Genomic DNA, 25,863 nt, shown 5'->3' with positions numbered 1-25,863 from the left:
GTTTTGCTTTAATATATTCAATAAAACTATTGTAACATAATAACCTGACCTTGGCTAAACCCATTGTTGCTTCCTATAATAAAACTGGATTTACTAGGTAATATCTTATATGTAACCTGTGTATTAAAACGATTAATTATACTTATAATTTCTTTATAACTTAACACATTAGCATCAAAAATAATTTCAGATTTTGGTTTTACTGCATTTAATTCTGTTTGCAAAATTACTTTTTTTGTTAATGCTTTTTCAATGCTTTCATTTTTTGCATTTGAAATAAAAACGTATTCTGAAACGTCTTTTTCTTTTGTTTTACGTGTTTTTCTAAATACAAAAGCTAATTTTATTCCTAGCCACACAATCATATCGAAAAATAAATTTTGTTTGAAATGTTTTTCGTAAAATATTTGCATGGCTCCAAAAAAACGACGTGCGTAGTTTTTATCTCTTAATGTACTTTCGCCTTTATAATGAATTACTGTAGAGCCTCCATAATAATAGTTATTATAGCCTGCTTTTAGTATTTTATACGACAAATCGATATCTTCTCCGTACATAAAGTAATCTTCATCAAAGCCTCCTACCTCATTATATATTTCTTTTTTTAAAAGCATAAATGCTCCAACTAGCACATCGACCTTCCCTATATTTTCTTTAGATAAATGGTTGGCATAGTAACTTTTAGAAAAACCAAGTATTTTTTTTAAAGCCACATTTACTTTAGGAATATTACGCTTACTTTCTGGTAAAAATTCTCCGCTTCCGTTTATAAGTTTGCATCCTAGAATTCCTAAGTTTTCTTTACTATCAGAGAAGTTTAATATTTTACTAAAGGTATCTTCAGCAACAACGGTATCTGGATTTAAAATACACAGATATTCGCCTTTGGCTTTTAAAACCCCTATGTTATTTCCTTTTGAAAACCCTAGGTTTTTCTTGTTTTCAATTAAATTAACCTTTGGGAATAAAGCTTTTACCATATTGCAACTTCCATCTTTAGAATTGTTATCTACAACAATAATTTCGGCTTCTATATTTGTTATAGCTGCTTCTACACTTCTTAGACATAACTCTAAAAAATGCTGAACATTATAATTTAATATAACTATTGAAAGTTTCAAATTAGGTTTGGTTTAAAATTTTATAGACGACTCGAAAGGTATCCTATTTACTATACTTCTTCCTAGAGTAATTTCGTCTGCATATTCTAACTCGCCTCCAACAGCTATTCCTCTAGCTATAGTTGAAGTCGTTACATTATATTCTTTTATTTGTTTAAAAATATAGAAATTAGTGGTATCTCCTTCCATAGTAGAACTTAAAGCAAAAATAAGCTCGGTAACCTCGCCTGTTTTTACTTTATTTACTAACGTTTCTATATTTAAATCGTGTGGACCTATTCCATCCATTGGAGAAATTTTGCCTCCTAAAACGTGGTAATGACCTTTAAACGTGCTGGTATTCTCTATAGCCATAACATCTCTAACATCTTCAACAACACAAATTATGTTTTTATTTCTTTTTGGGTTTGAACATATTTCGCAAAGCTCTACATCGCTTATGTTATGGCATGACTTACAAAATTTCACTTCGCTACGCATAGCTTGTAAGGCTTCTGCCAGCCCTAAAGTTTGCTCTTTTGGTTGCCGCAACATGTGTAACACTAAACGTAATGCTGTACGCTTACCTATACCTGGCAATTGAGACATTTCGTTTACCGCACGCTCCAATAATTTTGAAGAAAATTCCATAACGGCGAAATTACTATTTAGACACGAATTTCGCTAATTTTAATTAATCCTTTTAAAATACAAGTTCCCTTTTAACATTACGCATTTATAAATATTAAAATTTTTAGATACCCTATTAAAAACCAAAACTTTATTTTTCAATTTATATTTGTACTTTCAAAACTTGAAATTTAGTTTTTTATGACAGCCTCACAAATTATACTATTAATTATAGCTTACTTTATTGTTTTAATATTAATATCTTACTTTACAGGAAAAGACGACACTAACGATGCTTTTTTTAAAGCGAACAAATCTGCTCCTTGGTATTTAGTCGCTTTTGGTATGATTGGCGCATCGCTCTCTGGTGTTACTTTTATATCTGTTCCTGGTGCTGTTGAAACTAAACAATTTGGGTACTTACAGGTTGTTTTTGGCTATTTATTTGGGTATTTAGTTATTGCTTATGTGTTATTGCCTATTTATTATAAATTAAATTTAACCTCTATTTACACATACTTAAAAGACCGCTTTGGTAGTGTGAGCTACAAAACAGGATCGGTAGCCTTTCTTATTTCTAGAGTTGTTGGTGCTTCTTTTAGATTGTTTTTAGTTGCTAAAGTATTACAGCTACTAGTTTTTAACCAGTTTAACATACCTTTTGCCATAACGGTTGTAATTACTATTGCTCTTATTTGGCTATATACTTTTAAAGGCGGTATAAAAACTATTATTTTTACCGATACGTTGCAAACGCTTTTTATGTTAATTTCGGTAATTGTTACTATTTCGTTTCTTGCATCTGCCTTAGACTTAAATAGTTTTTCTGAAATTTATGCCAATGCTAAAGAAAGTGCCATGAGCAAAACATTTTTCTTTAATGATGTTAACGATGCTCAATACTTCTTTAAAAGTTTTTTTGCAGGCATGTTTATTACCATAACCATGACTGGGTTAGACCAAGATATGATGCAAAAAAACCTAACCTGTAAAAATTTAAAAGAAGCTCAAAAAAACATGGTCTCTTTTAGTGTTGTATTAATTTTTGTAAATATTTTATTTTTAGTTTTAGGTTTAATGTTAACCCAATACGCCAGTATGCATGGTATTACAGCAAAAAAAGACGATTTATTTCCTACCATAGCCATGCTACCCGAAATTGGCTTTGTAACTTCGGCTTTCTTTTTATTGGGGTTAATAGCCGCAGCATATTCTAGTGCAGATTCTGCTTTAACATCTTTAACAACTTCTTTTTGTATAGATATTATAGAATTAGATAAAAAACCTAAAGCTTCGCAAAAAAGAATTAGAAAACAAACTCATGTATTTATTAGCCTTTTACTTGTTGTTGTTATTATTTTATTTGATGCTATTTTTAAAGATGTTTCTGTTATATGGGAATTGTTTAAAGCTGCAGGATACACATATGGGCCGTTACTTGGTTTGTTTGCTTTTGGAATTTACACTAAAGCACAACTTAAAGACAAGTATGTTTGGGTAGTAGCTATTATTGCCCCTATTATTTCTTATATTATTAACAAATATTCTGTTAATTTATTAGCAGGTTACCAAATAGGATTCGAAATTTTAATAATTAACGGTATTCTTACTTTTTTAGGCTTAATATTGATTCGTAGAAAGTAAAACCAAAGTACAAGCTGCCTCAAAATCTATATTATTTTCTTTTAAAATTTTATAAAATTCGGGATTTTCTGTTCCTGGATTAAAAATAACACGTTCGGGTTTTAATGAAACAATATAACTATAATACGCTTTTTGTCGTTCTGGATTTAAATACAATGTAACCGTATTAATACCCTTATAATCTATCAAGCTAGTATCAATTTTCACTCCGTTTACTAAGCCCTCTCTTAAACCAAAAGCTTTAGTTTCAATATGTTTAGCAACCAATCGTTGTATTGCGTAATTGGAATACCTATTAGGTTTTAACGATGCACCAAGCACCAAAGTTTTTTTATTCATTAGTTAAAAAAGTTAAAAGACTGTTAATATCTACAAAATATAGTAACAGAAATTGAAATTTTGCGTCTTCTAAGAAATATCAATCAAAAAATCAATCAAATAAAAATGAGACATTTACTCTATTTGTGTGCTATTTTATTTTCTTTTTCAACGGCTCACGCAACAGATCCAGATCCCAAATCTGAAAAAACTGGCACCATATCCGGTAAAGTATTAGACGCAACTTTAAAAGAACCCTTACCATACGTTAATGTTATTGTTAAAAATACATCTGGCAAAACTATTACTGGTGGAATTACTTTAGATGACGGTACATTTACAATAGATAAAGTAACCGAAGGCAATGTTATAGTTAGCATTCAATACATAGGTTATAAAACAGCTAATAAAAACATTACTATTGGCAGAGGCAATTACAAAGTAAATTTAGGAAACATTTTACTTGAAGAAGAAGCCGAAAGCTTAAATGCCGTAACAGTTGTTGCCGAAGTATCTACCATTCAACAAAAAGTAGACAGAAAAGTAATTACCATAGGAAAAGATTTAACCACCGCTGGTGCAAGCGCTAGCGATATTATGAACAATATACCATCTGTAAGTGTAGACCAACAAACAGGAAACATAAGCCTTCGAGGAAACGAAAATGTTCGCGTTATGGTTGATGGTAAATTAAGCAATGTACCAATTGCTCAATTATTAAAACAAATCCCATCTACTTCTATCAAACAAATAGAATTAATAACCAACCCTTCGGCTAAATACAACCCAGAAGGCATGAGTGGTATTATAAACATAAAACTACATAAAAACACTCAGGTTGGTTTTAATGGAAATATTAACGTAGGTGTTACACACGAAGTTTATGCGAAGTTTAACAGCTCTATAGACATGAATTACCGAAATGGAAAATTTAATTTTTACGGCAATTACGGTAACAATATTGGCAAGTTTGATAACTTTGGAGACATAAAACGTTTAGACGATAATTCGTTACAAGATTTTAAATTTGGCAATAACAACAAGTCGCATTTATACAAAGTTGGTGTAGATTTTTATATGAATGATAAAAACACCATTTCGTTTTTTACAAATCAAAATATATTTAATGGCGATGGTTTTGGAAATACTATTATAAACTACAATACATTTACACAAAGCCAGTTATTTACAAACATCTCAGAAAACAATTCTGGACAATATAATTTAGCTTACAAGCATGAATTTAATAATGAAGATGAAACTTTAGATATTGAAATTGATTATAACGATTTTGAAAATGATGAGATTGCAAATTTCGATTACTTTAATTTTAACTTCCCACCAAATTATGTCGATAATGTAGGCACAGAACGTAACCAAACTACAATAAATGTTGATTATGTTAAACCTATAAACGAAAAAACTAAAATTGAAGCTGGTTTACAGGCCCTATTATTCAATTCGGATATAGCATACACATCTACAGGACAAACCTTTTCTAGCGAAGGAAACATTATACCAACACCAAGTACAGATTTTGAATACAATAGAGATATTTATTCGGCTTACTTTACCTACGGAAAAACGTTAGAAAAATGGAATTATCAAGTTGGTATAAGAGCAGAACAAGTAAATGTTTCTGCTGATGCTTTACGCCTTTTTAACGATAGCAGTACAGAATTAATACCTTTTAGCAATGATTATTTTCAAATTTACCCATCAGCTTTTTTAACATTCAGCCCATCAGAAAAAAACGCATATCAATTAAGCTTTAGTCGTCGTGTAGACAGACCTGGATTACAGCAAGTAAACCCAATTAGAGAGTGGAGCACACCTCGTGTTTCTTCTTTTGGAAACTCAGAATTACAACCGCAATTTACAAACTCTATAGAAACAAATTATACAAGACAATTAGGTAAAGGAAGTATTACTGCTGGTGTTTTTTACAGAATTATTGAAGACAATATAAGCAGATATGTATCGATTGATAGAACAGATATAACCTCTGGTAACTCTATTTTATCTTTTGATAATTTTGACAACACTTCTGCTTTTGGTATCGAGTTATCTACAAATTACCGACCAACAAAATGGTGGAGTTTAAATGCTAGTTTCGATTTATACTCGCAAACTCAACAAGGCATAACTGAAATTTTAGACACCGACAATATACAAAACGCAACCGTTAACGATATTATTAGGCAAGATACAGAGGTTAACAATGTGATCTGGAATTTAAGAGCCTTTAATAACTTTAAAGCATCAAAAAAATTAAGCTTTTCTGTTTTTGCCATGTATCGAGGCGAAGAAGAAGGCATTCAATTTACAAGAAAACCAATGTTTATGCTTAACACAGGCATGCGCTATAGTTTCTTAGAAGACAACAGAGCAACATTAAGCTTTAACTATAGTGATATTTTAGACACCATGAAATTTGAATTTGAAGGCTCAACTCCATTCCCTTCTGTTGGAGCCTTTAACTGGGAAAGTAACACATGGAATATTGCGCTTTCTTACCGTTTTGGTGGTGGCAAATATAGAGCCTTAAAAAGAAAACAAAGAGACAACAATACTAAATCTAGTGGCGGCGGATTTATGTAAAAAAAAAAATTTAGTAACCTGCTTAATATTTTGATGGTTAGTGTTTCTGCAGGCTTATTAAATAAAAAAACCCTTAAACATATGTTTAAGGGTTTTGCGTTTTAACACCTAAATGCATAAATATTATAAAAAAATATGTTAAATTTTGATTTTCAACACAATAACAAACAATAAATTACGTTAACGTGTATATACTATCTAACCAATAAAAGCGAATCATAATTATTTAGAGTTAGTCGTCTACACAAAAGCAAATTCGTAATTTAAGATTAGTATAATTAAAAAACTCGAAACGCGTTTCGAGTTTTTTTCTTAAACTGTTAAAAATCAGTTAAATAAACATATATGCTGTAATTTTTTATTCAATTTTGCGCCTAATACTTTAAGATTCTTCATTTAAGTGTTAGTTGAAGTTGATTAATAGCTAGAAAAACCCAAAACTTAAACGTTTTGGGTTTTTTGTTTCTTATAATAAAAAAGGTCAATTATTTTTAAGCCCATTTTATAATGGCACTTGCCCAAGTAAAACCACTACCAAAAGCCGCCAAAACCACATTATCGCCTGCCTTAATTTTCCCTTCTTCCCAAGCTTCTGTTAAGGCTATAATAACCGATGCTGCAGTAGTATTACCATATTTCATAATATTGTTAAATACTTGATCGTTACTTAAGCCAAACTTTTTCTGAATAAATTGTGCTATTCTAAGATTCGCTTGATGCGGGATTAACATATCAATATCTTCTTTTTGCAAGCCGTTTTGCATTAAGCCTTCCATGATAACTTCACTAAACCTAACTACAGCATTTTTAAATACAAATTGGCCGTCCATGTATGGAAAATAAGTTAAATCATTATCGCCAGCTTCCATAATTTCTGGAACCCAATGTGCAATGCTAGGCCCTTCAACAATTAATTTATCGGCATATTTGCCTTCGCTGTGTAAATGTGTTGATAAAATACCTTTAGTATTATCTTCTTCTCTAGAAAGTACACAAGCTCCTGCTCCATCACCAAAAATAACAGTTACACCTCTGCCTCGTGTGGTTTTATCTAGTCCGTTACTATGGTACTCGGCACCAATTACAAGAATATTTTTATACATTCCTGTTTTAATAAATTGATCGGCCACAGAAATAGCATAAACAAAACCAGAACATTGGTTTCTTACATCTAAAGCACCTACAGTTGGCATATCTAACATATCTTGAATTTGCACACCACAACCTGGAAAATAGTAATCTGGGCTAAGCGTTGCAAACACAATAAAATCTATATCATCTTTGGTTAAACCAGAACGCTCTATAGCCATTCTTGCAGCTTTAGCTCCCATAACTGCCGAGGTATCATTAGAGCCTTCAGGTATCCATCTACGCTCTTTAATTCCTGTTCGTTCTTGAATCCATTCATCATTTGTATCCATCATTTTAGACAAATCATGATTTGTAACTACATTATCTGGCAAATATTTACCTAGCCCTATTATTTTTGAATTATACATGTTCAATATTTAGTTATTTTCATTTACAAGATAAATATAATTTAAAAAACTATTTCATTTTAAATTAAAAGAAATAGAAACGGTATGCTTTTTAACTTAATTTTAGTAAGGCATTGGGCATAGATTAATTAAATTTAATGCTTTAACTAAAAGCAATCAAAAAATGAAAAAACGCATTCTTATTTACTTTTTATTGTCCGGAATTTTACTTTCGGCACAAGAAAGTTTAAACTACCAAAAACCTTCTGAAGAAATCTTAGAATTGGCTGAAGCTGCTAGAACACCTTCCATAAGAATAGATAGCAATGGAGAAAACATGGTATTTTTATACCGAAGTAGTTTTAAAAACATAGAAACACTATCTGAAAAAGAAATGCGACTTGGCGGTTTACGTATTAACCCAAAAACCAACATAAATAGCAGACAAAATTACTATAACAATATAAAAGTAAGATTAGGCAGAAATGGGCAAGAAACTTTAGTTACTGGGCTACCAGAACATGGTAGATATGCCAACTTTTCTTGGTCGCCAAACCAAAGCATGATGGCATTTACAAATACAACTAGTAATGGTGTAGAGCTATGGATACTTACCATTAAAGATAAAACGGTAAAAAAAATTACAGAAAACAACCTTAATGCCAATACAGGTATTCCTTACTCTTGGTTTAAAAATAACGAAGCTTTACTTATTAAAACACTATCAAAAAACAAAAAAACACTTATAGACACTAAAACAGCTGTTCCTACAGGGCCAACCATATCGGTTAGCGAAGCCGGTAAAAAAGCCCAAAACAGAACTTATCAAGATTTACTAAAAAATAAAACCGACGAGCATAATTTCGAGCAATTAGTACGCTCTGAATTACAAAAAGTAGATCTTAATGGCAACATAACACCATGGATGAAAAACGATATGTATAGAAACATATCATTTTCTCCAGACGGTAATTATATCATGATAACAACTATAGAAAAACCCTTTTCTTATCTTGTTCCTTACTCCAGATTCCCATCTAAAAGCAATATTTATAACACCAATGGAACATTAGTTAAAACCGTTTTAGAAGTACCTTTAATTGAAGATTTACCAAAAGGCTTCATGTCTGTTAGAAAAGGAAAACGTCGTATTAATTGGCGAGATGATAAACCCGCCACTTTAGTTTGGGCAGAAGCTTTAGATGATGGAGATGCCGAAAAAGAGGTTTCGCATAGAGATGAAGTTTTTCAATTAGAAGCACCATTTAACAGCCAACCAAAATCGTTATTCAAAACTATTAATCGTTATGCAGGTGTAGAATGGGGAAACGATAACACAGCTATAGCTTACGATTATTGGTGGAACACTAGAAATACAAAAACCTATTTAATAAACCCAACAAACCCTAATGTAAAACCTAAAATTTTATTCGACAGAAACTACCAAGACAGATATAGCGATCCTGGTAATTTTGTAACTACAAAAAATAAATTTGGAAGAAACGTAATTGAGTTAATAAACAACAAAGCCTTTTTAATTGGCGACGGGTATAGCAACAAAGGAAAATTTCCGTTTATTGATGAAATTAATTTAAAAACAAAAGCTACAAATAGATTATACCAATCTGCATTAACCAATAAAGTAGAAGACATAACTATGGCTTTAAACCTTAAAAAGGGCGAAGTTTTAGTTAGTATAGAATCAAAAAACGAATACCCTAATTACTATATAAGGAACATAAAAAAACGAATAGCTCCAATACCGCTTACGCATTTTAAAAACCCATTTAAAAGCATACAAAACGTAAGTAAAAAAATAATAAAATATAAACGTGAAGATGGCTTAGAGCTTTCTGGCACACTATACTTACCAACAGATTATAAAGCCGGAAAAAAATACCCAATGATAATGTGGGCTTACCCACGAGAGTTTAAAGATAAAAGTAGTGCTGGGCAAAGTACATCAAATTCAAACGCGTTTACTTACCCTTGGTATGGCTCTCCAATTTACTGGGTTACCAAAGGTTATGTTGTGTTAGACGATGCCTCTTTCCCAATAGTTGGCGAGGGCAATGAAGAGCCTAACGACACTTTTATAAAACAATTAGTATCCAACGCCAAAGCAGCTATTGATGCCGTTGATGATATGGGATATATACATAGAGATAAAGTAGCTGTTGGTGGCCACTCCTACGGGGCATTTATGACAGCCAATTTACTATCTCACTCCAACCTTTTTGCTGCAGGAATTGCCAGAAGCGGTGCTTATAATAGAACATTAACGCCTTTTGGCTTTCAAAGTGAAGAACGTAACTACTGGGAAGCTCCAGAAATATACTACAATATGTCTCCATTTATGCATGCCAACACCATGAAAACACCACTACTTTTAATACACGGCGAAGCCGATAATAATTCGGGAACTTACCCCTTACAAAGCGAACGTTACTTTAACGCACTTAAAGGGTTAGGCGCTCCTGTTAGACTGGTAATGCTACCTAAAGAAAGTCATGGTTATGCCGCAAAAGAATCTATATTACACATGCTTTGGGAACAAGACCAATGGTTAGAAAAACACTTAAAAAAACAATAAGTAAAACCACGGTTTAGTTAAAATAAAAAGGCTGCTTTTTGTAAAAGCAGCCTTTTTTGTGTCAGTTTGTCACATTTAAGCAATTGGCATTTTTGTTGTCTAACCATAAACAAGTAAGTAAACATTAAAATTAATCAAGTTCTTTTTTAGAGAACAACAAATAAATTAATATCATGACAAAAGGAAACATTAATGTATCGGTAGAAAACATCTTCCCACTCATTAAAAAATTCTTATACAGCGACCACGAAATATTTTTACGTGAGTTAGTTAGTAATGCCACCGATGCCACTTTAAAACTAAAACATTTAACAAACATTGGCGATGCTAAAGTAGAATATGGCAACCCGCAAATTGAAGTTAAAATAGACAAAGAAGGTAAAAAGCTTCATATTAAAGACCAAGGTTTAGGAATGACTGCCGCTGAAGTTGAAAAATACATTAACCAAGTTGCATTTTCTGGAGCTGAAGAGTTTTTAGATAAATATAAAGATTCGGCTAAAGATTCTGGAATTATTGGGCACTTTGGCCTTGGTTTCTACTCGGCTTTTATGGTTGCAGAAAAGGTTGAAATTATTACCAAATCTTACAAAGATGAACCTGCTGCGCATTGGACTTGCGATGGGTCGCCAGAGTTTACCTTAGAAGCTTCAGACAAAACCGAAAGAGGCACAGAAATCATTCTACATATCGCTGAAGACTCAACAGAGTTTTTAGAAGAATCTCGTATTTCTGAGTTATTAAACAAATACAACAAGTTTATGCCTGTTTCAATTAAATTTGGAACTAAACAAGTAAACGATCCAGAGCATACACCTGCTACAACTAAAGATAAAGATGGCAAAGAAACTACCGAGCCACACAGACAAATAACGGTTGATAATATTATTAACAACCCAAATCCTGCATGGACAAAGCAACCAGCCGATTTAAAAGATGAAGATTATACTGGTTTTTACCGCGAGTTGTACCCAATGCAATTTGAAGAACCATTATTCAACATTCACCTAAATGTAGATTATCCGTTTAACCTAACAGGTATTTTATACTTCCCAAAAATGTCTAACGACATGCAAATCCAGAAGGATAAAATACAACTATACCAAAACCAAGTATTTGTTACCGATAATGTTGAAGGTATTGTGCCAGAATTTTTAACTATGCTTCGTGGTGTTATTGATTCGCCAGACATACCATTAAATGTATCGCGTTCGTATTTACAAGCCGATGGTGCTGTAAAAAAGATTTCATCTTACATAACCAGAAAAGTAGCCGATAAATTAAAATCGTTATTTAATAATAACCGAGAAGATTTTGAAGCCAAATGGAATGATATTAAAATTGTTATAGAATACGGAATGCTTTCTGAAGAAAAATTCTTCGAAAAAGCCAATGCCTTTGCCCTTTATCCAACCGTAGATGGTAAACATTACACTTACGAGGAGTTATACAACAAAATTAAAGCAAACCAAACCGATAAAGATGGCAAACTAGTAATCCTTTATGCTTCAGATAAAGATACGCAACATAGCTACATCGAGTCTGCTAAAGCTAAAGATTACGAAGTATTATTATTAGACTCTCCAATAGTTTCGCATTTAATCCAGAAATTAGAGAGCACTAAAGAAAACATTACGTTTGCTCGTGTTGATGGCGATCACATTAACAATTTAATTAAGAAAGACGAAAACACAATTTCTAAATTAGACGAAGATCAAACAAAAGCTTTAGACGAGCTATTAAAAGAAGTAATCCCTGCCGATAAATTTCAAGTACAACTTGAAGCTATGGATAGTAACGAATCACCTTTTACTATTACGCAACCAGAATTTATGCGTAGAATGAAAGAGATGCAAGCTACAGGCGGCGGCGGTATGAATATGTTTGGTAATATGCCAGAAATGTATAACCTTGTGGTAAACACAAACTCCGAACTAGTTAGCGAAATTCTTGGCACTAAAACCAAAAAGAAACAAGAACGTTTAATAAACCAAAGCTTAGATTTAGCACGTTTATCTCAAGGCTTATTAAAAGGCGAAGAGTTAACAAACTTTATTAAACGTAGTTACGAAATGATAAAGTAATTTATAGAGAATAACTCTAAAAATTAAAAACTTATCTGTTTTCGCTTTCGCAGAAACTTATAAAAACCACCTTATAAAAACAAGGTGGTTTTTGCTTTTATAGCAAGCTTAATTTTGCAAAACATTTTAACAACAATAACAAAGCAATTAGACGGCGTTGAGAACCTTTTAAACCTAAAACACTTGGTTTTCATGAGTTTTTTGCACAATCATACTCTAACCCACAAAAAACATACAAAGCAATAAAAAAAGCTACAAACCCGTTAAAATAGACGGGTTATTGACCTTATTTAAATAACAAGTGTAGATTACTTGGTTAAAACTTTTAACTTTCACACCTCTACCATTTAGCTTATTCTAATATATTTGCAATCAAAAAAAAAATATATAAAATGAAACATTTACTTCTTGTATTTACACTAGTATTACTTTCAGCGTGTAGCTCGAACGATACACCTAAAGATTATACCGAAGAAAACGATTTAGAAATTCAAACCTACATTGCCAATAATAATTTAAATGCGCAAAAAAGCATTTCTGGGCTTTATTATATTATTGAAAATCCTGGTACTGGAGAAAACCCTGGCCCAACAGATAGGGTTAAAGTATCTTACAAAGGTTATTATACAGACGGAACTGTTTTTGACGAAAATGCCGATGGCGCTTCCTTTAACCTTTTAGGAGTAATAAGAGGTTGGGCAGAAGGAATTTCTTATTTTAAAGAAGGCGGAAGTGGCAAATTATTAATCCCTTCGCATTTAGCTTATGGAAGTAATGACTATAATGGTATTCCTGGCGGATCGGTTCTAGTTTTTGACATAGAACTCATTTACGTGAACTACGAAACAGAAAATGACGAGCAAATTCAAGCTTATTTATTAGAAAACAATATTACAGCAGAACGTACCGATACAGGTTTATATTACTCTATAGATACCATTGGCGATGGCCAACAACCAACAACAACCGATACTGTAACAGTAACTTACAAAGGTTATTTTTTAAATGGTGAAGTTTTCGACCAAAGTAATGGCAACATTACCTTTAATGCAGGGAATTTAATTCCTGGTTTTTCTGAAGGGTTAACCTATTTAAACGAAGGTGGTAATGGCACTTTTTATATTCCATCTCATTTAGCTTATGGCAATAATGGCAACTCATCTATTCCTGGTGGCTCGGTTCTTATTTTTGATGTTTCACTTATATCAATAAACTAAAGCCTTAGCTAGTTATAAACAAAAGCCACTTTGTGTAAACAGAGTGGCTTTTGTTATTAAAAAAATTATTTTAAAATAAAAAACCACCCCTGACATATTACGACACAAAGGCCAATAAATTTGCATTTAAGTTTAACAATTAAATCAATTAAAAAAATGAAAAATGCAGTTAACTGGTTTGAAATTCCGGTAAAAAATTACGAAAGAGCAAAACAATTTTACACAACTGTTACAGGTTATGAGATTAAAGACCACCACATGCCAGAACAAAACGTAAAATACGGTATGTTTCCTTATGACAATGATAACAACGGTGTTGGCGGCGGATTAATTGAAGCCGAAGGCCTAAACCCAACTACCGATGGGCCAACCATATACCTAAATGCTGGTAACGATTTAAGCATTGCCTTAAGTAAAATAGAAGCCGCTGGCGGCAAAATTGTTATCCCTAAAACCGATATTGGCGAGCATGGTTTTATGGCACAATTTATCGATACCGAAGGCAATCGTATTGCCTTACATTCGTTTATGTAAAGAAACACTATCCATTCAATCAATCAAAAAAACGAAAGGTAGCGAATTGCAAATCGGTTCGCTATCTTTGTTATTATGTCGCAATTATCTAGACTCATATCCATTTTAACACTATTAAAATCTAAACGACTTTTAACAGCTACCGAGCTTGCCTTAAAATTTAATGTAAGCATAAGAACTATTTACCGCGATATTAGAAAACTAGAAGAAGCTGGTGTACCCATTACAACACTAGAAGGCAGAGGCTACTCGCTTATGGAAGGCTACCAAGTAGCTCCTGTACAATTTACAGAAAAACAAGCCAATGCCTTAATTACAGCACAGCATATTATTAATCAATCTAAAGATGCCTCTTTTATTACCGATTTTAATGAAGCACTAGTTAAAATAAAATCGGTTTTTAAAAGTTCTGTTCAAGTTAAAAGTGAGTTGTTAAATGATAAAATTCGTGTTTTTAATTGGCATTACGAAGAGTTTTCTAGTAATGCTTTATCAGAAATTCAATTAGCTATTACCAATTTAAACTTTATAGAAATTGACTATTTAAAAGTAAACGACACACAGGTTTCTAACCGAAAAATAGAACCTTATGCATTTTACTCTACCAACCATAAATGGATATTAATTGCTTGGTGCTATTTACGTAACGCATATCGCGCCTTTAGGATAGACCGCATAAAACATTTTAAAATTTTACCAGAACAATTTAAAGACCGTAAATTTAACTTGCAAAACTATTTTAATGAGTATACTTACAACGAAAATAAAACAGACTAATCGTTGTAATTTACATGTTGACAATATCAAAAATTTCAGCTACCTTCGATTTATAAGTCAATACACAAAAAAGTGAAAATAATAGCAACCAACATAGCAAAACCAACTACCATTATTTGGAATGATAAAAAAGTAACTACAGGCATATACAAACAACCAACAAACCAAGCCATTTACTTAGGCAAGGAAGCCGTAAAAAACGATGAAGTTACAGACAAAAAAGTACATGGTGGCGAGTTTAAAGCGTGTTACCTGTTTTCTAAAAATCACTATACGTATTGGAAAAACCTTTACCCTAACCTAGATTGGAATTGGGGTATGTTTGGCGAAAACCTAACCGTTTCTAGCTTAAACGAAAAAAAGCTACATATTGGCGATATTTACAAAATAGGCACAGCACTTGTACAAATTACGCAACCCAGAGAACCTTGTTTTAAATTTGGTGTAAAATTTGGTAACCAAAATGCTTTAGCGCAATTTATTAATCATGGCTTTCCGGGCACATATGTTAGGGTTTTAGAAGAAGGTTTTGTTAAAACCGGAGATACTATAACGCTAATTGAAAAAGCAAAAAACAGCATTAGTACTTGGCAATTTTTCGATTTACTATATAACAAAGAAAAAAACACTAACCATATTAAGCTAATACTTAATAATAATGCATTGCCTGAGCGTAAACGCGAAAAACTAAAAAAATATTTAAAACAATAGCTATAGCATAGCTGCAAAGTTAAAATTCGCTTTAATTATTACGCTTTTTTTTGTATTTTTAACTTATGCGCACACTATCTAAAAGACTTAAACTAAATAACTTTAGCGATGTTTATATTTTAAACAAGCCAATTGCTTTTGATTTCGTTTTTAATGAAATAAATTACTCAGAAACCTTAGTAACAACATCATGTGTAGAGTGCGCCTTAGTATTTGTTAAAACTAAAGCCGAGTTTATAAACCAAATGCTTACTTTGTTCCCCAGGCTTTTAGATGCTTCGGTTGTTTGGGTATTTTATCCAAATAACACAACCATTAATGAAATATCTAATCTACACATAGAATTCGACTGGGATTTTTTGGGCGATTACCGCTTAAAGCCTACTAAATTACTGGTAGTAGATCATAATTGGAATGCCATGAAAATTAAAAAAATCCTCTCATAAATTGCACTATCTTTGTGGCAAACATTTATAGATGTCTTTTAAAGATTTAAAAATTAGCAGACCCATTTTACGCGCTGTAGCCGAAGCCGGTTACGACAACCCTACTTTAGTTCAAGAAAAAACAATTCCTATTGTTTTAAGTAAAAAAGACGCTATTATTTCTGCCCAAACAGGAACAGGAAAAACGGCAGCTTTTGCACTTCCAATACTACAATCGTTATTAAGCCAGCAAGATGCACCTAAAAACGGAAAAACAATTAAAGCTTTAATTGTTAGCCCTACAAGAGAATTAGCCATTCAAATTGAAGATAACTTTAAAACCTACAACACCTATACCAACCTGCGTACTACAGTTGTTTATGGTGGCACATCTATAGAACCACAAAAAGACATTTTAAAAAAAGGAGTTGATATTTTAATTGCAACACCAGGTCGCTTATTAGATTTACACAAACAAGATATTATAAATCTAGATTATGTTGAAACCTTAGTTTTAGATGAAGCCGATTTAATGCTAGACATGGGTTTTATAGACGATGTTAGAAAAATTGAACGTTTATGTACTAAAGAAAAACAAATTCTTTTATTCTCTGCAACTATTCCGCATAAAGTAGAATACTTGGCAAATACTATTTTAAAAACACCAGAGCGTATAGAAGTTGCCCAAAACGCATCAACATCAAAAAACGTATCGCAAATATTATATTATGTACCAAAACGTAATAAAATAGAACTGTGCTTACACTTACTTAGAAATACAATAAAAGGAAATATTATTATTTTTAGGCGTACCAAATTTGGTGTAGACAAACTTGAAAAAACGCTTTTAAAAAATGGTTATAAAGTAGATAGTATTCATGGCGATAAAAGCCAAACAGCTAGACAAGATGCGTTAAGCCGTTTTAAAAAAGAAGAAGTAAACATTTTAATAGCTACCGACGTTGCTGCGCGTGGTATTGATATTAACGATTTAGATGCTGTTATAAATTTTGATTTACCAAATATTCCAGAAACATACGTGCACCGAATTGGTAGAACTGCAAGAGCTGGTAATATAGGTATAGCATACTCATTTTGCTCTGCCGATGAGAAAAACTACATAAAAACCATCCAACAACTTATAGGGTTACAACTAGATATTATTGAGGAGCACCCTTACCCTTTAGACCCAAAGGCAAAACCTATAATTCATAAATCAAATAAAACAGGTAGCAAACATAAAAAAGGTAGAAAAAGCATAGCTTCAAAAAAGAAAAAGAAACGTTGGTACTAAAATACATGTATAAGAACAACAAAATAAACATTAAAAACGGCTAACTTAACTTAGCTGTTTTTTTACCTTCTTTACTTACTCAATAACAAAGTCAAAATATGTTTTTGGAAATAGTTCTCCGCGAAGTGTAAAATGCCACCATTCTTTAGGGTAATTTCTAAATCCAAATTTGAGCATAACCGTTTGTAGTAACTGTCTATTTCCCTTTTGCTTATCCGTTATGTCTGCAAAAGCAACCCAAGACTCTTCACCAAAAAAATCAAAAGGACTCCCCATGTCTAATGGTTTGCCTGTATTGCCATCAATAATAGTTAAATCGACTGTGCTACCACGGCTATGTCCGGATCTTGAAGCTATATACCCCGATTTAAATAAGTCTCTTTTCTTTACATTAGGATAAAATTCATGTTTATTTATAGTATCGTTTAAATCTCTAGCCCACACTATAAAATGATTAACGGCTTGTTGTGGTCTATAACCATCATAAACCTTTAAACATAAATTTTGTTCTTGTAAAGCTTCATGAACTTGCTTTAAGGCATTAGCAGTTTGCTTAGTTAAAATAAGTTTATTTGAAAAATAACCATTAATAGGCTTCCCTACAAAGTTGTTTGAAGTATTATAACGTAACTCTACCTCTAAATCTGGAATAACATCTTTAACATAAACAAACCCCTCTGGAAGTTGCGCATATGTATTTAACAAAAACAAACAAATTAAAAAAGATAAACTATACTTCATTATAATATTGAATTATGCTAATTTAGAAAATAAAAGGATATGCTTTTTGAAAGTACTATAAATTTAAACTTAGAAGGGGCCGATATTACATATTACCCAAATTTTTTTAATACTGAAGATTCTAATTTATATTTAAAAAACCTATTAAAAACAATTAATTGGCAACAAGATACAATAACCGTTTATGGCAAAAAACACTTACAGCCACGATTAACAGCTTTTTATGCAGATAACGGTAAGACATATAAATACAGTAATATTATAATGCAACCTCATACTTTTAAAAACGATTTACTAAAAATTAAAAATAAGATTGAAACTAAACTAAAAATAAAATTTACAAGCTGTTTAGCTAATTTATATAGAAATGGTAATGATGGCAATGGTTGGCATGCAGACAACGAAAAACAATTAGGAAAAAATCCTATTATAGCTTCTGTAACATTTGGCGCAGAAAGAAGTTTTCAGTTTAAACATAAAACTAACAAATTACTTAAAACTAAGCTTACTTTACAACATGGAAGCCTTTTATTAATGCAAGGAGAAACTCAAAAAAATTGGTTACATCAAATACCAAAAACAAAAAAAAATATTGGAAAAAGAATTAATTTAACTTTTAGAATTATTGCATAAAAAAAACCGAGTTCCCTCAAACTCGGTTTTCTTTCAATTTGCTTTTTATATTATGATGCTAGATTTGGGTTTCATTTTTAACAACATAATGCAAATATTAATTAATTAATCCATTGAACTAAAAAGTGTGTTATTTAGTACACTCCAAATATATTATTTTAAAATACATCTAAACGATTAAATACACAATAAATCGATAAAATACACTTAATTTTAACATTTACTGATGAAATTATGCATATTATCGATAAAATACACATCAAAACATATACTAAACGAAAAAAAAATCTCTAAAAAATAAAAAAGCATCCTTAAACAGGATGCTTTTTAACTAACTAACCAACCAAAATATGAATTACAATTCTTAAGTTTAAAGTAACCACTCAATAAACTTTTATAACGAATGCAATTACAAATAACATATAACAATACTTGTGCCAAAAATAAGTTAGATTGTATTTTATGAATTATTTAACAGTATAAAATATACATTAAGCTACTAGTAAAAAACATTTAATTGTTTAATATTTGTGTTTCTTAAATTATTTAAAATTTCAATGAAAAAAATATCACTCTTATTATTAGCATTATTTTTTATTGCTTGTGGAAAAAACGAAAAAGATTTAATTGTAAAAATTAATGTAAAAGGCTTAAAAAAAGGCACACTCTATCTAAAAAAAGCCGAAGATACGTTATTGGTTACCGTAGATTCATTAGTTGTTAATGGACATTCGAATATAGAATTACAAAGTAATTTAGAAAGCCCTGAAGTATTCTTTTTATATCTAGACAAGCATAGTGCTATAAAAGATAGGATTACTTTTTTTGCCGATAAAGGTGTTACGGAAATTAATACCACATTAAAAAACTTTGCTTATGATGCAGATATAAAAGGTTCAGAACAACAAAAAATATTAAATGAATACAATACTTTAATTTCTAAAATGAATAATAGAAATTTAGAATTGATTAAAGAACAGTTTGAAGCTCAAAAAGAAAATGATACGGCTAAATTATTAAAACTTGAAAACGAAGCTAAAAACAGCCTAAAACGAAAATATTTATATACAGTTAACTTTGCTTTAAATAATAAAGATAGTGAAGTAGCTCCATATTTAGCTTTAACCGAAATTTATAATGCTAGACTAAATTTATTAGATACCATAAACAAATCTTTAACCCCAAAGGTTAAAATGTCTAAATATGGTAAAGAGTTAGAATTATTTGTAGAAAAAATAAAGAAAACAGAAACTAAAAACTAAACTAGAGACACATTATAGTATAAAAAAACCTTTCCATTTTGGAAAGGTTTTTTTTGAGCCGATGGAGGGACTCGAACCCACGACCTGCTGATTACAAATCAGCTGCTCTAGCCAGCTGAGCTACATCGGCTTTTTAACGGGTGCAAATATAATATCAAAATTTATATATGCAAATAGTCCGTTAAAAAATTTTATCCAAGAGCATTAATTTTTTCAATTAAAGCTCTGCCCTTAGTTTCTAACTCGTTATTTATAGCTTTAAAATGTGCTTTAGCATTATCGACATTTTTTGCATTTACTTTTGCAATTAATTCATCAAAAGTAGCTATAGCTTCGTCAATAATTGCTTCGCTTTTTTTAGTATCTTTATCTGTATTTGAGTATTCCCAAACGTAAACTGCTTCAATAATATCTCCTAAAACGTAATTAATATCTTTTTTTAAATCTCTAACATTTGCCATAATTTCTATTTAAATATTTCAACAAAAATAGGTAAAAAAACCAATAAAAAATTTAATTTCCAGAATAGGTTACAAAGTTTCTTGGTGTTTCATAAAGTGTTATTTCAAGTTTTAAACTTGTATCTAACTTAGGCTTTATTTTATTATAAATAACTACAGCTATATTTTCGGCTGTAGGGTTCAAATCTTTAAACTCTGCAACCTCTAGGTTTAAGTTTTTATGATCGAATGCCTGCTCTACTTCGCTTTCTATAATATCTTTTAAAATTTTTATATCTATAACGTAGCCCGTTTCTTTGTTAATATTGCCTGTAACACTAACTATAAGTTCGTAATTATGCCCATGAAAATTTGGGTTATTGCATTTCCCAAAAATTTCGTTATTTTTTTCATGGGTCCAATCTTTTCTATACAGTCTGTGAGCTGCATTAAAGTGCGCTTTTCTACTTACAGTAACTTTCATTTAAGTACTTATATTAATATGTTCGTAGAATTTATCAAAAATTACTTTAAACCATTCTGTATATAGTTCTGGATGTAAAGAGATATCAACTTTTACCTCTTCTAAGGGCATCCATTTCCAATTTGCTACTTCATCTGTATTAATTATTGGTTCATCTTCATATTTACCTAACAAAACATGATCATACTCATGCTCTGTTAAGCCATTATCAAAAGGTGCTTTATAAATAAATGAAATAGATTCTTTTAAATCTACAGCAAAGCCCATTTCTTCCATTAAGCGTCTTTTACCTGCCTGAATATTGCTTTCTCCATCACGTTGATGACTACAACATGTATTAGTCCAAAGTCCAGGCGAATGGTATTTGTTTAAAGCTCTTTGCTGTAACATTAACTCATTTTTATTATTAAAAATAAATACTGAAAATGCACGATGCAAAACCGCTTTTTCATGAGCTTCCATTTTTGGCATTAATCCTATTTGCTGATCTTGTTCATTAACAAGAATTACTTTTTCTTCTTCCATATTTAACAAAAATACAAACAAAATAACAACTTAGTAAATCCCTAAAAACAAAAAAGCATCTAAATATATTTAGATGCTTTTTTTGATGGTTAAATGCGTATTAATTTGCTACTACTATAAATTCGCTTCGTCTATTATCTTGATGTTCTTCTTTAGAGCATTTAACTCCATTAGAACAACGGTTTGTTAATCGTGTTTCTCCGTAGCCTTGTCCTGTAATGCGACTATCTGAAATACCACCCTTTTCTATAATATAAGCTATGGTAGATTTGTTTCGTCTATTGGATAATGCCCAGTTGTATGCGTCTCTACCTCTTGAATCGGTATGAGAGCGAACATCTATTTTTACATTAGGGTACTCTTTCATGTAATTAATTACTTTTGCTAATTCTATTTCGGCATCTGGGCGAATAAATGACTTATCGTAATCGAAATAAATAGGATTTAAGTTTAATAATAGGGCTAAATCTGTTCCTATTTTTGCAGCTTCAGGCTCTAAATTTAATTCTAGTTTTAATTCACCTTTTTCGTTTGGCTTGATAGTAAAGTCTTTAAAATCGTCTTTATATTTTTCTTTTTTAGCCTCGATTAAATAAGTTACTTCTTTACATCCTAAATCGAAATTAAACTTCCCAGACTCGTCGCTTTTTAAAGTATGCAATAAATTTCTATTAGAGTCGTAAACTAACACATTGGCATTTGATAAAATATCCTTAGTTCGTTTATTTACTATCGTACCAGATATTGCTTTTGTGCAAGCAGGAATTACAAAGCTATAAATATCATCATCTCCTTTGCCTCCCTTTCTATTTGAAGATATATATCCTTTCCCTGTAGATTCATTAACAATAAATCCAAAATCGTCTTTTGGGCTATTTATTGGTTTTCCTACATTACTTATTAAGGTAGATGCTTCATTTATTTTATCAGCATCGACTTTAAAAACATCTAATCCTCCTAAACCTAAATGCCCATCTGATGAGAAGTATAGAGTTCCTTTATCGCTTATAAAAGGAAAGTTTTCTCTTCCTTCAGTATTAATTTTTGGACCTAAATTTACAGGTATTCCATAAGTTCCATCATCATTAATATCAACAACAAAAATATCTGAGGCGCCTTGTGTTCCAAACATATCTGAAGCAAAATAAAGTTTCTTTTCATCAAGACTAAGCGCCGGATGCGCAACATTATACTCGTCGTTATTAAACGGCATAGAAACTATATTTGTCCAAACACTATCTACTAAAGTGGCTTTATATATCTTTAAACCATGAGTATTTTTACTATTTTTTTTAAATTTTCCTTTAAAAAAGTTATTTCTAGTAAAGTATACGGTTTTTCCATCTTTTGTAAATGTTGTTGATGATTCATGATACTTAGTGTTTACATCTCCAACAAGTTCTATAATTTCTCCTTTATCATTTAATTCAAATAAGTCTAAAAAAGGTTGTTTGTTCCAGTTGTAAATAGCTTCCTCTTGATCTCTTGATGAAGCAAATATTAAATTATCTTTATATGTAGAAGTTCCAAAGTCTGAAAACGCTGTATTTATATCTAAATTTACTAATTCGAAATCTTTAGATATCTCATCAATAGATTTTACATAATTATTCTTGTTTAAAAACTGTTTAATTCTAGAATCCTCAGGTCTAATTTTAGCATAATCATTTAAAATTTGGTTTGCTTTTTCATAGTTCTCTTGAGCTTTTAATGCTAGCGCATATCTAAAAATATTTTCAGGATTTGTAGATACTTTTAAAGCCATTAATTTTTCATACCAACTTGAAGCATCCTTCATTTCGCCATTAAAATAGTAAGCATTAGCTAGTTTTTCAAGAACTTCTGGCGACACATCATCTTTATTCGCTAATTCTAAAAGTTGATTTCTAGAATCTATATAAGATAGATTATCATATTTTTTTATAGCACTAGATGCTTTAGCCTTTTGCGCATAAGCACTATTAATAACCAAAGCACTTATAATAGATAATATATATATTGTTTTTTTCATGTTTATAAACTTTTAGAAGAATCTTGGTGATAAAATTTTGCCTAATTGTTGCAATTCAAATCTTAACATTATTTCGTGCGAACCACTATTGTAGTTATTTAATCCTGTTGTTGTGGCATCATAAGCATAACCTAAAAATAGTCCTGGATTTATTTGAAATCCTAACAATCCACTAACAGAATCGTCCCATCTGTATGCTAATCCTAAGGTTAGTTTTTCGTTAAATAATGCATTAACAGATAAATCTGCTATTAATGGTGCTCCAGAAACTCCTTTAACTAAAAAGGCTGGTTTTAATTTAGTATTATCACTTAAATTAAATACATAACCACCTATTAAGAAATAGTGCAAACGTTCGGTTGCTATAGACTCCTGAAAATCATCATAATGTTCTGTATTTAAAATATTAGGAACCGATAATCCTAAATACCATTTTTCTGAATGTAAATAGAGCCCAGCACCTAAAGTTGGAGAAATTAAATTTACATTACTTTGAAATAAAGGATCAATCTTTGAGTATGTTCCTTTTTCCCAATCTGTATCAAGTAAGTGTAAACCACCTTTAAGTCCGAAAGACAATTCTAAATCACCAGTTTCATCAACAGGTATTGTATAAGATAAATTAGCATCAATACTTGTTTCTTCTGCTGGTCCTAATTGATCACTAACAATATTTAAACCTAAACCTATTCTCTCGTTTCTTAAAGGAGAGTGAACTCCAAAAGTTATTGTTTTTGGAGCGCCATCTATACCAACCCATTGTGTTCTATACAATGCTGTAGCACTTAACACATCTCGTTGTCCTGCATAACCCGCATTTACACTCATCGTGTTATACATATACTGGGTATATTGCGGGTCTTGTTGTGCTTGAGTTTCTAAACTTAATAGTGTAGTAAACACTACTAAAATTAAACTTTTTATTAATGATGATTTCTGTATCATTTTTTAATCTTTTTTAGTCGTTTACTTTATATTATCTGTTTATATATAGCCATCCTGCTTTTGGTTTCGAACCATCTCCTAAGTCTAAGACGTAATAATAAGTACCAACAGGTAACTTATCAGAAGTGTTAACTGTAGCTCTTCCGTTAGAAGTTCCATCCCATTGGTTATTACTATTATAGCCTCTTTGCTCATAAACAATATTACCCCAACGGTTATAAACTTCTATTTTATTATTTGGATAATTATCAATACACCTAATTTCTAAAGTATCTTGTATACCATCATCATTAGGAGAAAACTCGTTAACGACTGTTAAACATCCTAAGTCTGTAACTGTTGGGTCATCAATAGTGTTGTTGTCTAAATCATCACCATCATCACTAGTATCACTAACTGTTCCCGTAGATTGACTAGCTCCTGTTGCTATTACACTATTGCTTACTCCTCCTGAATCAATTGCAGATTGAGTAATTGTAAAGCTTGCATAATAAGTCGCTGTTTCTCCAGCAAGAAGTGTCCCTTCAACGCTGCCTTGGTCGGCACTATCAAAAGTAGGTTCCTCAGTTAAAGAAATTTCAACACCATATCCATCTAAGAATGTATCAACTAAAACGATATCTGTTAAAGTTATATCTCCTGTATTTTGTACTTCAATAGTATAATTTATTATATCTCCCAATTCTGTATCAGTAAATTGAGCCGTTTTAGTTACTTCAATACTAACATCACAACCAGTTGTAATAGGGTCACAAATATCATTAGGATTAGATGTACCAGTTGGTACTGTTGGCGTACTTGGATCATCTATACCTGTAGTTTCTTCACAATCCGTTAAACCATCACCATCACTATCGGTCGTGTTGATGCCTACTGGGCTACATGGATCGTTTTCATCGGAGGTACCTGTTGGTACTGTTGGCGTACTTGGATCATCTATACCCGTAGTTTCCTCACAATCCGTTAAACCATCACCATCACTATCGGTCGTGTTGATGCCTACTGGGCTACATGGATCGTTTTCATCGGAGGTACCTGTTGGTACTGTTGGCGTACTTGGATCATCTATACCCGTAGTTTCTTCACAATCCGTTAAACCATCACCATCACTATCGGTCGTGTTGATGCCTACTGGGCTACATGGATCGTTTTCATCGGAGGTACCTGTTGGTACTGTTGGCGTACTTGGATCGTCTATACCTGTAGTTTCCTCACAATCCGTTAAACCATCACCATCACTATCGGTTGTGTTGATGCCTACTGGGCTACATGGATCGTTTTCATCGGATGTACCTGTTGGTACTGTTGGCGTACTCGGATCGTCTATACCTGTAGTTTCTTCACAATCCGTTAAACCATCACCATCACTATCGGTTGTGTTGATGCCTACTGGGCTACATGGATCGTTTTCATCGG

23 protein-coding genes, 1 tRNA gene and 1 pseudogene are annotated in these 25,863 nt (G+C 31.6%); 13 read left to right on the top strand and 12 right to left on the bottom strand.

Annotated elements, in window-relative coordinates; genetic code table 11:
• Positions 1-26 precede the first annotated feature (26 nt).
• Together ACNG5D_RS05600 and recR are read right to left on the bottom strand one after the other, a co-directional pair.
• Positions 27-1,121 (bottom strand): glycosyltransferase family 2 protein, encoded by a 1,095-nt coding sequence (locus ACNG5D_RS05600; protein ID WP_418182517.1) that lies wholly within the window; start codon positions 1,119-1,121, stop codon positions 27-29.
• A gap of 12 nt (positions 1,122-1,133) precedes the next feature.
• Entirely contained in the window at positions 1,134-1,751 is a 618-nt protein-coding gene (gene recR / locus ACNG5D_RS05595; protein ID WP_418182516.1) for a recombination mediator RecR, read from the bottom strand.
• Between the two features lie 180 nt (positions 1,752-1,931).
• Between recR and ACNG5D_RS05590 the strand changes: the two genes are divergently transcribed.
• Positions 1,932-3,374: a sodium:solute symporter gene (locus ACNG5D_RS05590; protein WP_418182515.1), complete on the top strand. Its 1,443-nt coding sequence runs from the start codon at positions 1,932-1,934 to the stop codon at positions 3,372-3,374.
• Here the strand turns inward: ACNG5D_RS05590 and ACNG5D_RS05585 are convergent.
• Positions 3,351-3,713 carry a CoA-binding protein gene (locus ACNG5D_RS05585; RefSeq protein ID WP_418182514.1) on the bottom strand — a complete coding sequence of 121 codons (363 nt, stop codon included), beginning with the start codon at positions 3,711-3,713 and terminating at the stop codon, positions 3,351-3,353. The genes ACNG5D_RS05590 and ACNG5D_RS05585 overlap by 24 nt on opposite strands.
• Positions 3,714-3,818: 105 nt before the next feature.
• On the opposite strand from ACNG5D_RS05585, the gene ACNG5D_RS05580 reads away from it, so the two are divergent.
• The gene (locus ACNG5D_RS05580) at positions 3,819-6,293 is read left to right on the top strand and encodes an outer membrane beta-barrel protein (protein ID WP_418182513.1); all 2,475 of its coding nucleotides are present in this window, start codon (positions 3,819-3,821) and stop codon (positions 6,291-6,293) included.
• A 491-nt stretch (positions 6,294-6,784) separates the two neighbouring features.
• On the opposite strand, the gene ACNG5D_RS05575 is transcribed toward ACNG5D_RS05580, so the two are convergent.
• A complete protein-coding gene (locus tag ACNG5D_RS05575) occupies positions 6,785-7,792 on the bottom strand; it encodes a 3-oxoacyl-ACP synthase III family protein (RefSeq protein ID WP_418182512.1) in 1,008 nt (335 codons plus the stop codon).
• 163 nt (positions 7,793-7,955) lie between these two features.
• On the opposite strand from ACNG5D_RS05575, the gene ACNG5D_RS05570 reads away from it, so the two are divergent.
• The 9 genes and pseudogenes from ACNG5D_RS05570 to ACNG5D_RS05530 all read left to right on the top strand — a co-directional run bounded on the left by ACNG5D_RS05570 (position 7,956) and on the right by ACNG5D_RS05530 (position 17,406).
• Entirely contained in the window at positions 7,956-10,364 is a 2,409-nt protein-coding gene (locus ACNG5D_RS05570) for an alpha/beta hydrolase family protein (RefSeq protein WP_418182511.1), read from the top strand.
• Positions 10,365-10,537: 173 nt separating this feature from the next.
• On the top strand, positions 10,538-12,448 hold the full coding sequence (gene htpG, locus ACNG5D_RS05565; protein ID WP_418182510.1) for a molecular chaperone HtpG: 1,911 nt from the start codon (positions 10,538-10,540) through the stop codon (positions 12,446-12,448).
• 164 nt (positions 12,449-12,612) lie between these two features.
• Positions 12,613-12,720, top strand: a pseudogene (locus ACNG5D_RS05560) (tRNA-dihydrouridine synthase family protein); the annotation flags it as partial.
• A gap of 120 nt (positions 12,721-12,840) precedes the next feature.
• A complete protein-coding gene (locus tag ACNG5D_RS05555) occupies positions 12,841-13,665 on the top strand; it encodes an FKBP-type peptidyl-prolyl cis-trans isomerase (RefSeq protein WP_418182509.1) in 825 nt (274 codons plus the stop codon).
• A 156-nt stretch (positions 13,666-13,821) separates the two neighbouring features.
• Positions 13,822-14,199 carry a VOC family protein gene (locus ACNG5D_RS05550; protein WP_418182508.1) on the top strand — a complete coding sequence of 126 codons (378 nt, stop codon included), beginning with the start codon at positions 13,822-13,824 and terminating at the stop codon, positions 14,197-14,199.
• A 75-nt stretch (positions 14,200-14,274) separates the two neighbouring features.
• Complete coding sequence (locus ACNG5D_RS05545; RefSeq protein WP_418182507.1) at positions 14,275-14,976, top strand: helix-turn-helix transcriptional regulator; 702 nt, start codon at positions 14,275-14,277, stop codon at positions 14,974-14,976.
• Positions 14,977-15,048: 72 nt separating this feature from the next.
• Positions 15,049-15,687: an MOSC domain-containing protein gene (locus ACNG5D_RS05540; protein WP_418182506.1), complete on the top strand. Its 639-nt coding sequence runs from the start codon at positions 15,049-15,051 to the stop codon at positions 15,685-15,687.
• A 65-nt stretch (positions 15,688-15,752) separates the two neighbouring features.
• The gene (locus ACNG5D_RS05535) at positions 15,753-16,133 is read left to right on the top strand and encodes a hypothetical protein (RefSeq protein ID WP_418182505.1); all 381 of its coding nucleotides are present in this window, start codon (positions 15,753-15,755) and stop codon (positions 16,131-16,133) included.
• 31 nt (positions 16,134-16,164) lie between these two features.
• Positions 16,165-17,406 (top strand): DEAD/DEAH box helicase, encoded by a 1,242-nt coding sequence (locus ACNG5D_RS05530; RefSeq protein ID WP_418182504.1) that lies wholly within the window; start codon positions 16,165-16,167, stop codon positions 17,404-17,406.
• A gap of 75 nt (positions 17,407-17,481) precedes the next feature.
• Here ACNG5D_RS05530 and ACNG5D_RS05525 read toward each other — a convergent pair whose 3' ends face one another.
• Positions 17,482-18,147: a M15 family metallopeptidase gene (locus tag ACNG5D_RS05525; RefSeq protein WP_418182503.1), complete on the bottom strand. Its 666-nt coding sequence runs from the start codon at positions 18,145-18,147 to the stop codon at positions 17,482-17,484.
• Positions 18,148-18,186: 39 nt separating this feature from the next.
• On the opposite strand from ACNG5D_RS05525, the gene ACNG5D_RS05520 reads away from it, so the two are divergent.
• Both ACNG5D_RS05520 and ACNG5D_RS05515 read left to right on the top strand, forming a co-directional pair.
• Positions 18,187-18,780 (top strand): alpha-ketoglutarate-dependent dioxygenase AlkB family protein, encoded by a 594-nt coding sequence (locus ACNG5D_RS05520; protein WP_418182502.1) that lies wholly within the window; start codon positions 18,187-18,189, stop codon positions 18,778-18,780.
• 557 nt (positions 18,781-19,337) lie between these two features.
• Positions 19,338-20,042 (top strand): DUF4369 domain-containing protein, encoded by a 705-nt coding sequence (locus tag ACNG5D_RS05515; RefSeq protein ID WP_418182501.1) that lies wholly within the window; start codon positions 19,338-19,340, stop codon positions 20,040-20,042.
• A 56-nt stretch (positions 20,043-20,098) separates the two neighbouring features.
• On the opposite strand, the gene ACNG5D_RS05510 is transcribed toward ACNG5D_RS05515, so the two are convergent.
• The 7 genes from ACNG5D_RS05510 to ACNG5D_RS05480 all read right to left on the bottom strand — a co-directional run.
• Positions 20,099-20,172 (bottom strand) — tRNA-Thr (locus tag ACNG5D_RS05510).
• Between the two features lie 61 nt (positions 20,173-20,233).
• Complete coding sequence (locus ACNG5D_RS05505) at positions 20,234-20,503, bottom strand: hypothetical protein (protein WP_418182500.1); 270 nt, start codon at positions 20,501-20,503, stop codon at positions 20,234-20,236.
• A gap of 52 nt (positions 20,504-20,555) precedes the next feature.
• Positions 20,556-20,966 (bottom strand): 6-pyruvoyl trahydropterin synthase family protein, encoded by a 411-nt coding sequence (locus ACNG5D_RS05500; protein ID WP_418182499.1) that lies wholly within the window; start codon positions 20,964-20,966, stop codon positions 20,556-20,558.
• Entirely contained in the window at positions 20,967-21,491 is a 525-nt protein-coding gene (gene idi, locus ACNG5D_RS05495) for an isopentenyl-diphosphate Delta-isomerase (RefSeq protein WP_418182498.1), read from the bottom strand. It abuts the gene before it with no gap.
• 100 nt (positions 21,492-21,591) lie between these two features.
• A complete protein-coding gene (locus ACNG5D_RS05490) occupies positions 21,592-23,502 on the bottom strand; it encodes an OmpA family protein (protein ID WP_418182497.1) in 1,911 nt (636 codons plus the stop codon).
• Positions 23,503-23,514: 12 nt separating this feature from the next.
• Complete coding sequence (locus ACNG5D_RS05485) at positions 23,515-24,447, bottom strand: PorP/SprF family type IX secretion system membrane protein (RefSeq protein ID WP_418182496.1); 933 nt, start codon at positions 24,445-24,447, stop codon at positions 23,515-23,517.
• Positions 24,448-24,478: 31 nt separating this feature from the next.
• Positions 24,479-25,863, bottom strand: a 1,385-nt coding sequence (locus tag ACNG5D_RS05480) for a T9SS type B sorting domain-containing protein (protein WP_418182495.1), incomplete at its 5' end; no start/stop codon positions are given.

The sequence above is a fragment of the Algibacter ulvanivorans genome (genome assembly GCF_048381495.1).
GTDB classification, from domain to species: Bacteria; Bacteroidota; Bacteroidia; order Flavobacteriales; family Flavobacteriaceae; genus Algibacter_B; species Algibacter_B ulvanivorans.
This window is presented reverse-complemented; position numbering and strand designations above follow the sequence as displayed.

Bases quoted from the DNA above. Each gene is read 5' to 3' on its own strand.
- recR (WP_418182516.1), bottom strand. From the start codon at position 1,751: ATGGAATTTTCTTCAAAATTATTGGAGCGTGCGGTAAACGAAATGTCT.
- ACNG5D_RS05590 (WP_418182515.1), top strand. From the start codon at position 1,932: ATGACAGCCTCACAAATTATACTATTAATTATAGCTTACTTTATTGTT.
- ACNG5D_RS05585 (WP_418182514.1), bottom strand. From the start codon at position 3,713: ATGAATAAAAAAACTTTGGTGCTTGGTGCATCGTTAAAACCTAATAGG.
- ACNG5D_RS05580 (WP_418182513.1), top strand. From the start codon at position 3,819: ATGAGACATTTACTCTATTTGTGTGCTATTTTATTTTCTTTTTCAACG.
- ACNG5D_RS05575 (WP_418182512.1), bottom strand. From the start codon at position 7,792: ATGTATAATTCAAAAATAATAGGGCTAGGTAAATATTTGCCAGATAAT.
- ACNG5D_RS05570 (WP_418182511.1), top strand. From the start codon at position 7,956: ATGAAAAAACGCATTCTTATTTACTTTTTATTGTCCGGAATTTTACTT.
- htpG (WP_418182510.1), top strand. From the start codon at position 10,538: ATGACAAAAGGAAACATTAATGTATCGGTAGAAAACATCTTCCCACTC.
- ACNG5D_RS05555 (WP_418182509.1), top strand. From the start codon at position 12,841: ATGAAACATTTACTTCTTGTATTTACACTAGTATTACTTTCAGCGTGT.
- ACNG5D_RS05550 (WP_418182508.1), top strand. From the start codon at position 13,822: ATGAAAAATGCAGTTAACTGGTTTGAAATTCCGGTAAAAAATTACGAA.
- ACNG5D_RS05545 (WP_418182507.1), top strand. From the start codon at position 14,275: ATGTCGCAATTATCTAGACTCATATCCATTTTAACACTATTAAAATCT.
- ACNG5D_RS05535 (WP_418182505.1), top strand. From the start codon at position 15,753: ATGCGCACACTATCTAAAAGACTTAAACTAAATAACTTTAGCGATGTT.
- ACNG5D_RS05530 (WP_418182504.1), top strand. From the start codon at position 16,165: ATGTCTTTTAAAGATTTAAAAATTAGCAGACCCATTTTACGCGCTGTA.
- ACNG5D_RS05525 (WP_418182503.1), bottom strand. From the start codon at position 18,147: ATGAAGTATAGTTTATCTTTTTTAATTTGTTTGTTTTTGTTAAATACA.
- ACNG5D_RS05520 (WP_418182502.1), top strand. From the start codon at position 18,187: ATGCTTTTTGAAAGTACTATAAATTTAAACTTAGAAGGGGCCGATATT.
- ACNG5D_RS05515 (WP_418182501.1), top strand. From the start codon at position 19,338: ATGAAAAAAATATCACTCTTATTATTAGCATTATTTTTTATTGCTTGT.
- ACNG5D_RS05505 (WP_418182500.1), bottom strand. From the start codon at position 20,503: ATGGCAAATGTTAGAGATTTAAAAAAAGATATTAATTACGTTTTAGGA.
- ACNG5D_RS05500 (WP_418182499.1), bottom strand. From the start codon at position 20,966: ATGAAAGTTACTGTAAGTAGAAAAGCGCACTTTAATGCAGCTCACAGA.
- idi (WP_418182498.1), bottom strand. From the start codon at position 21,491: ATGGAAGAAGAAAAAGTAATTCTTGTTAATGAACAAGATCAGCAAATA.
- ACNG5D_RS05490 (WP_418182497.1), bottom strand. From the start codon at position 23,502: ATGAAAAAAACAATATATATATTATCTATTATAAGTGCTTTGGTTATT.
- ACNG5D_RS05485 (WP_418182496.1), bottom strand. From the start codon at position 24,447: ATGATACAGAAATCATCATTAATAAAAAGTTTAATTTTAGTAGTGTTT.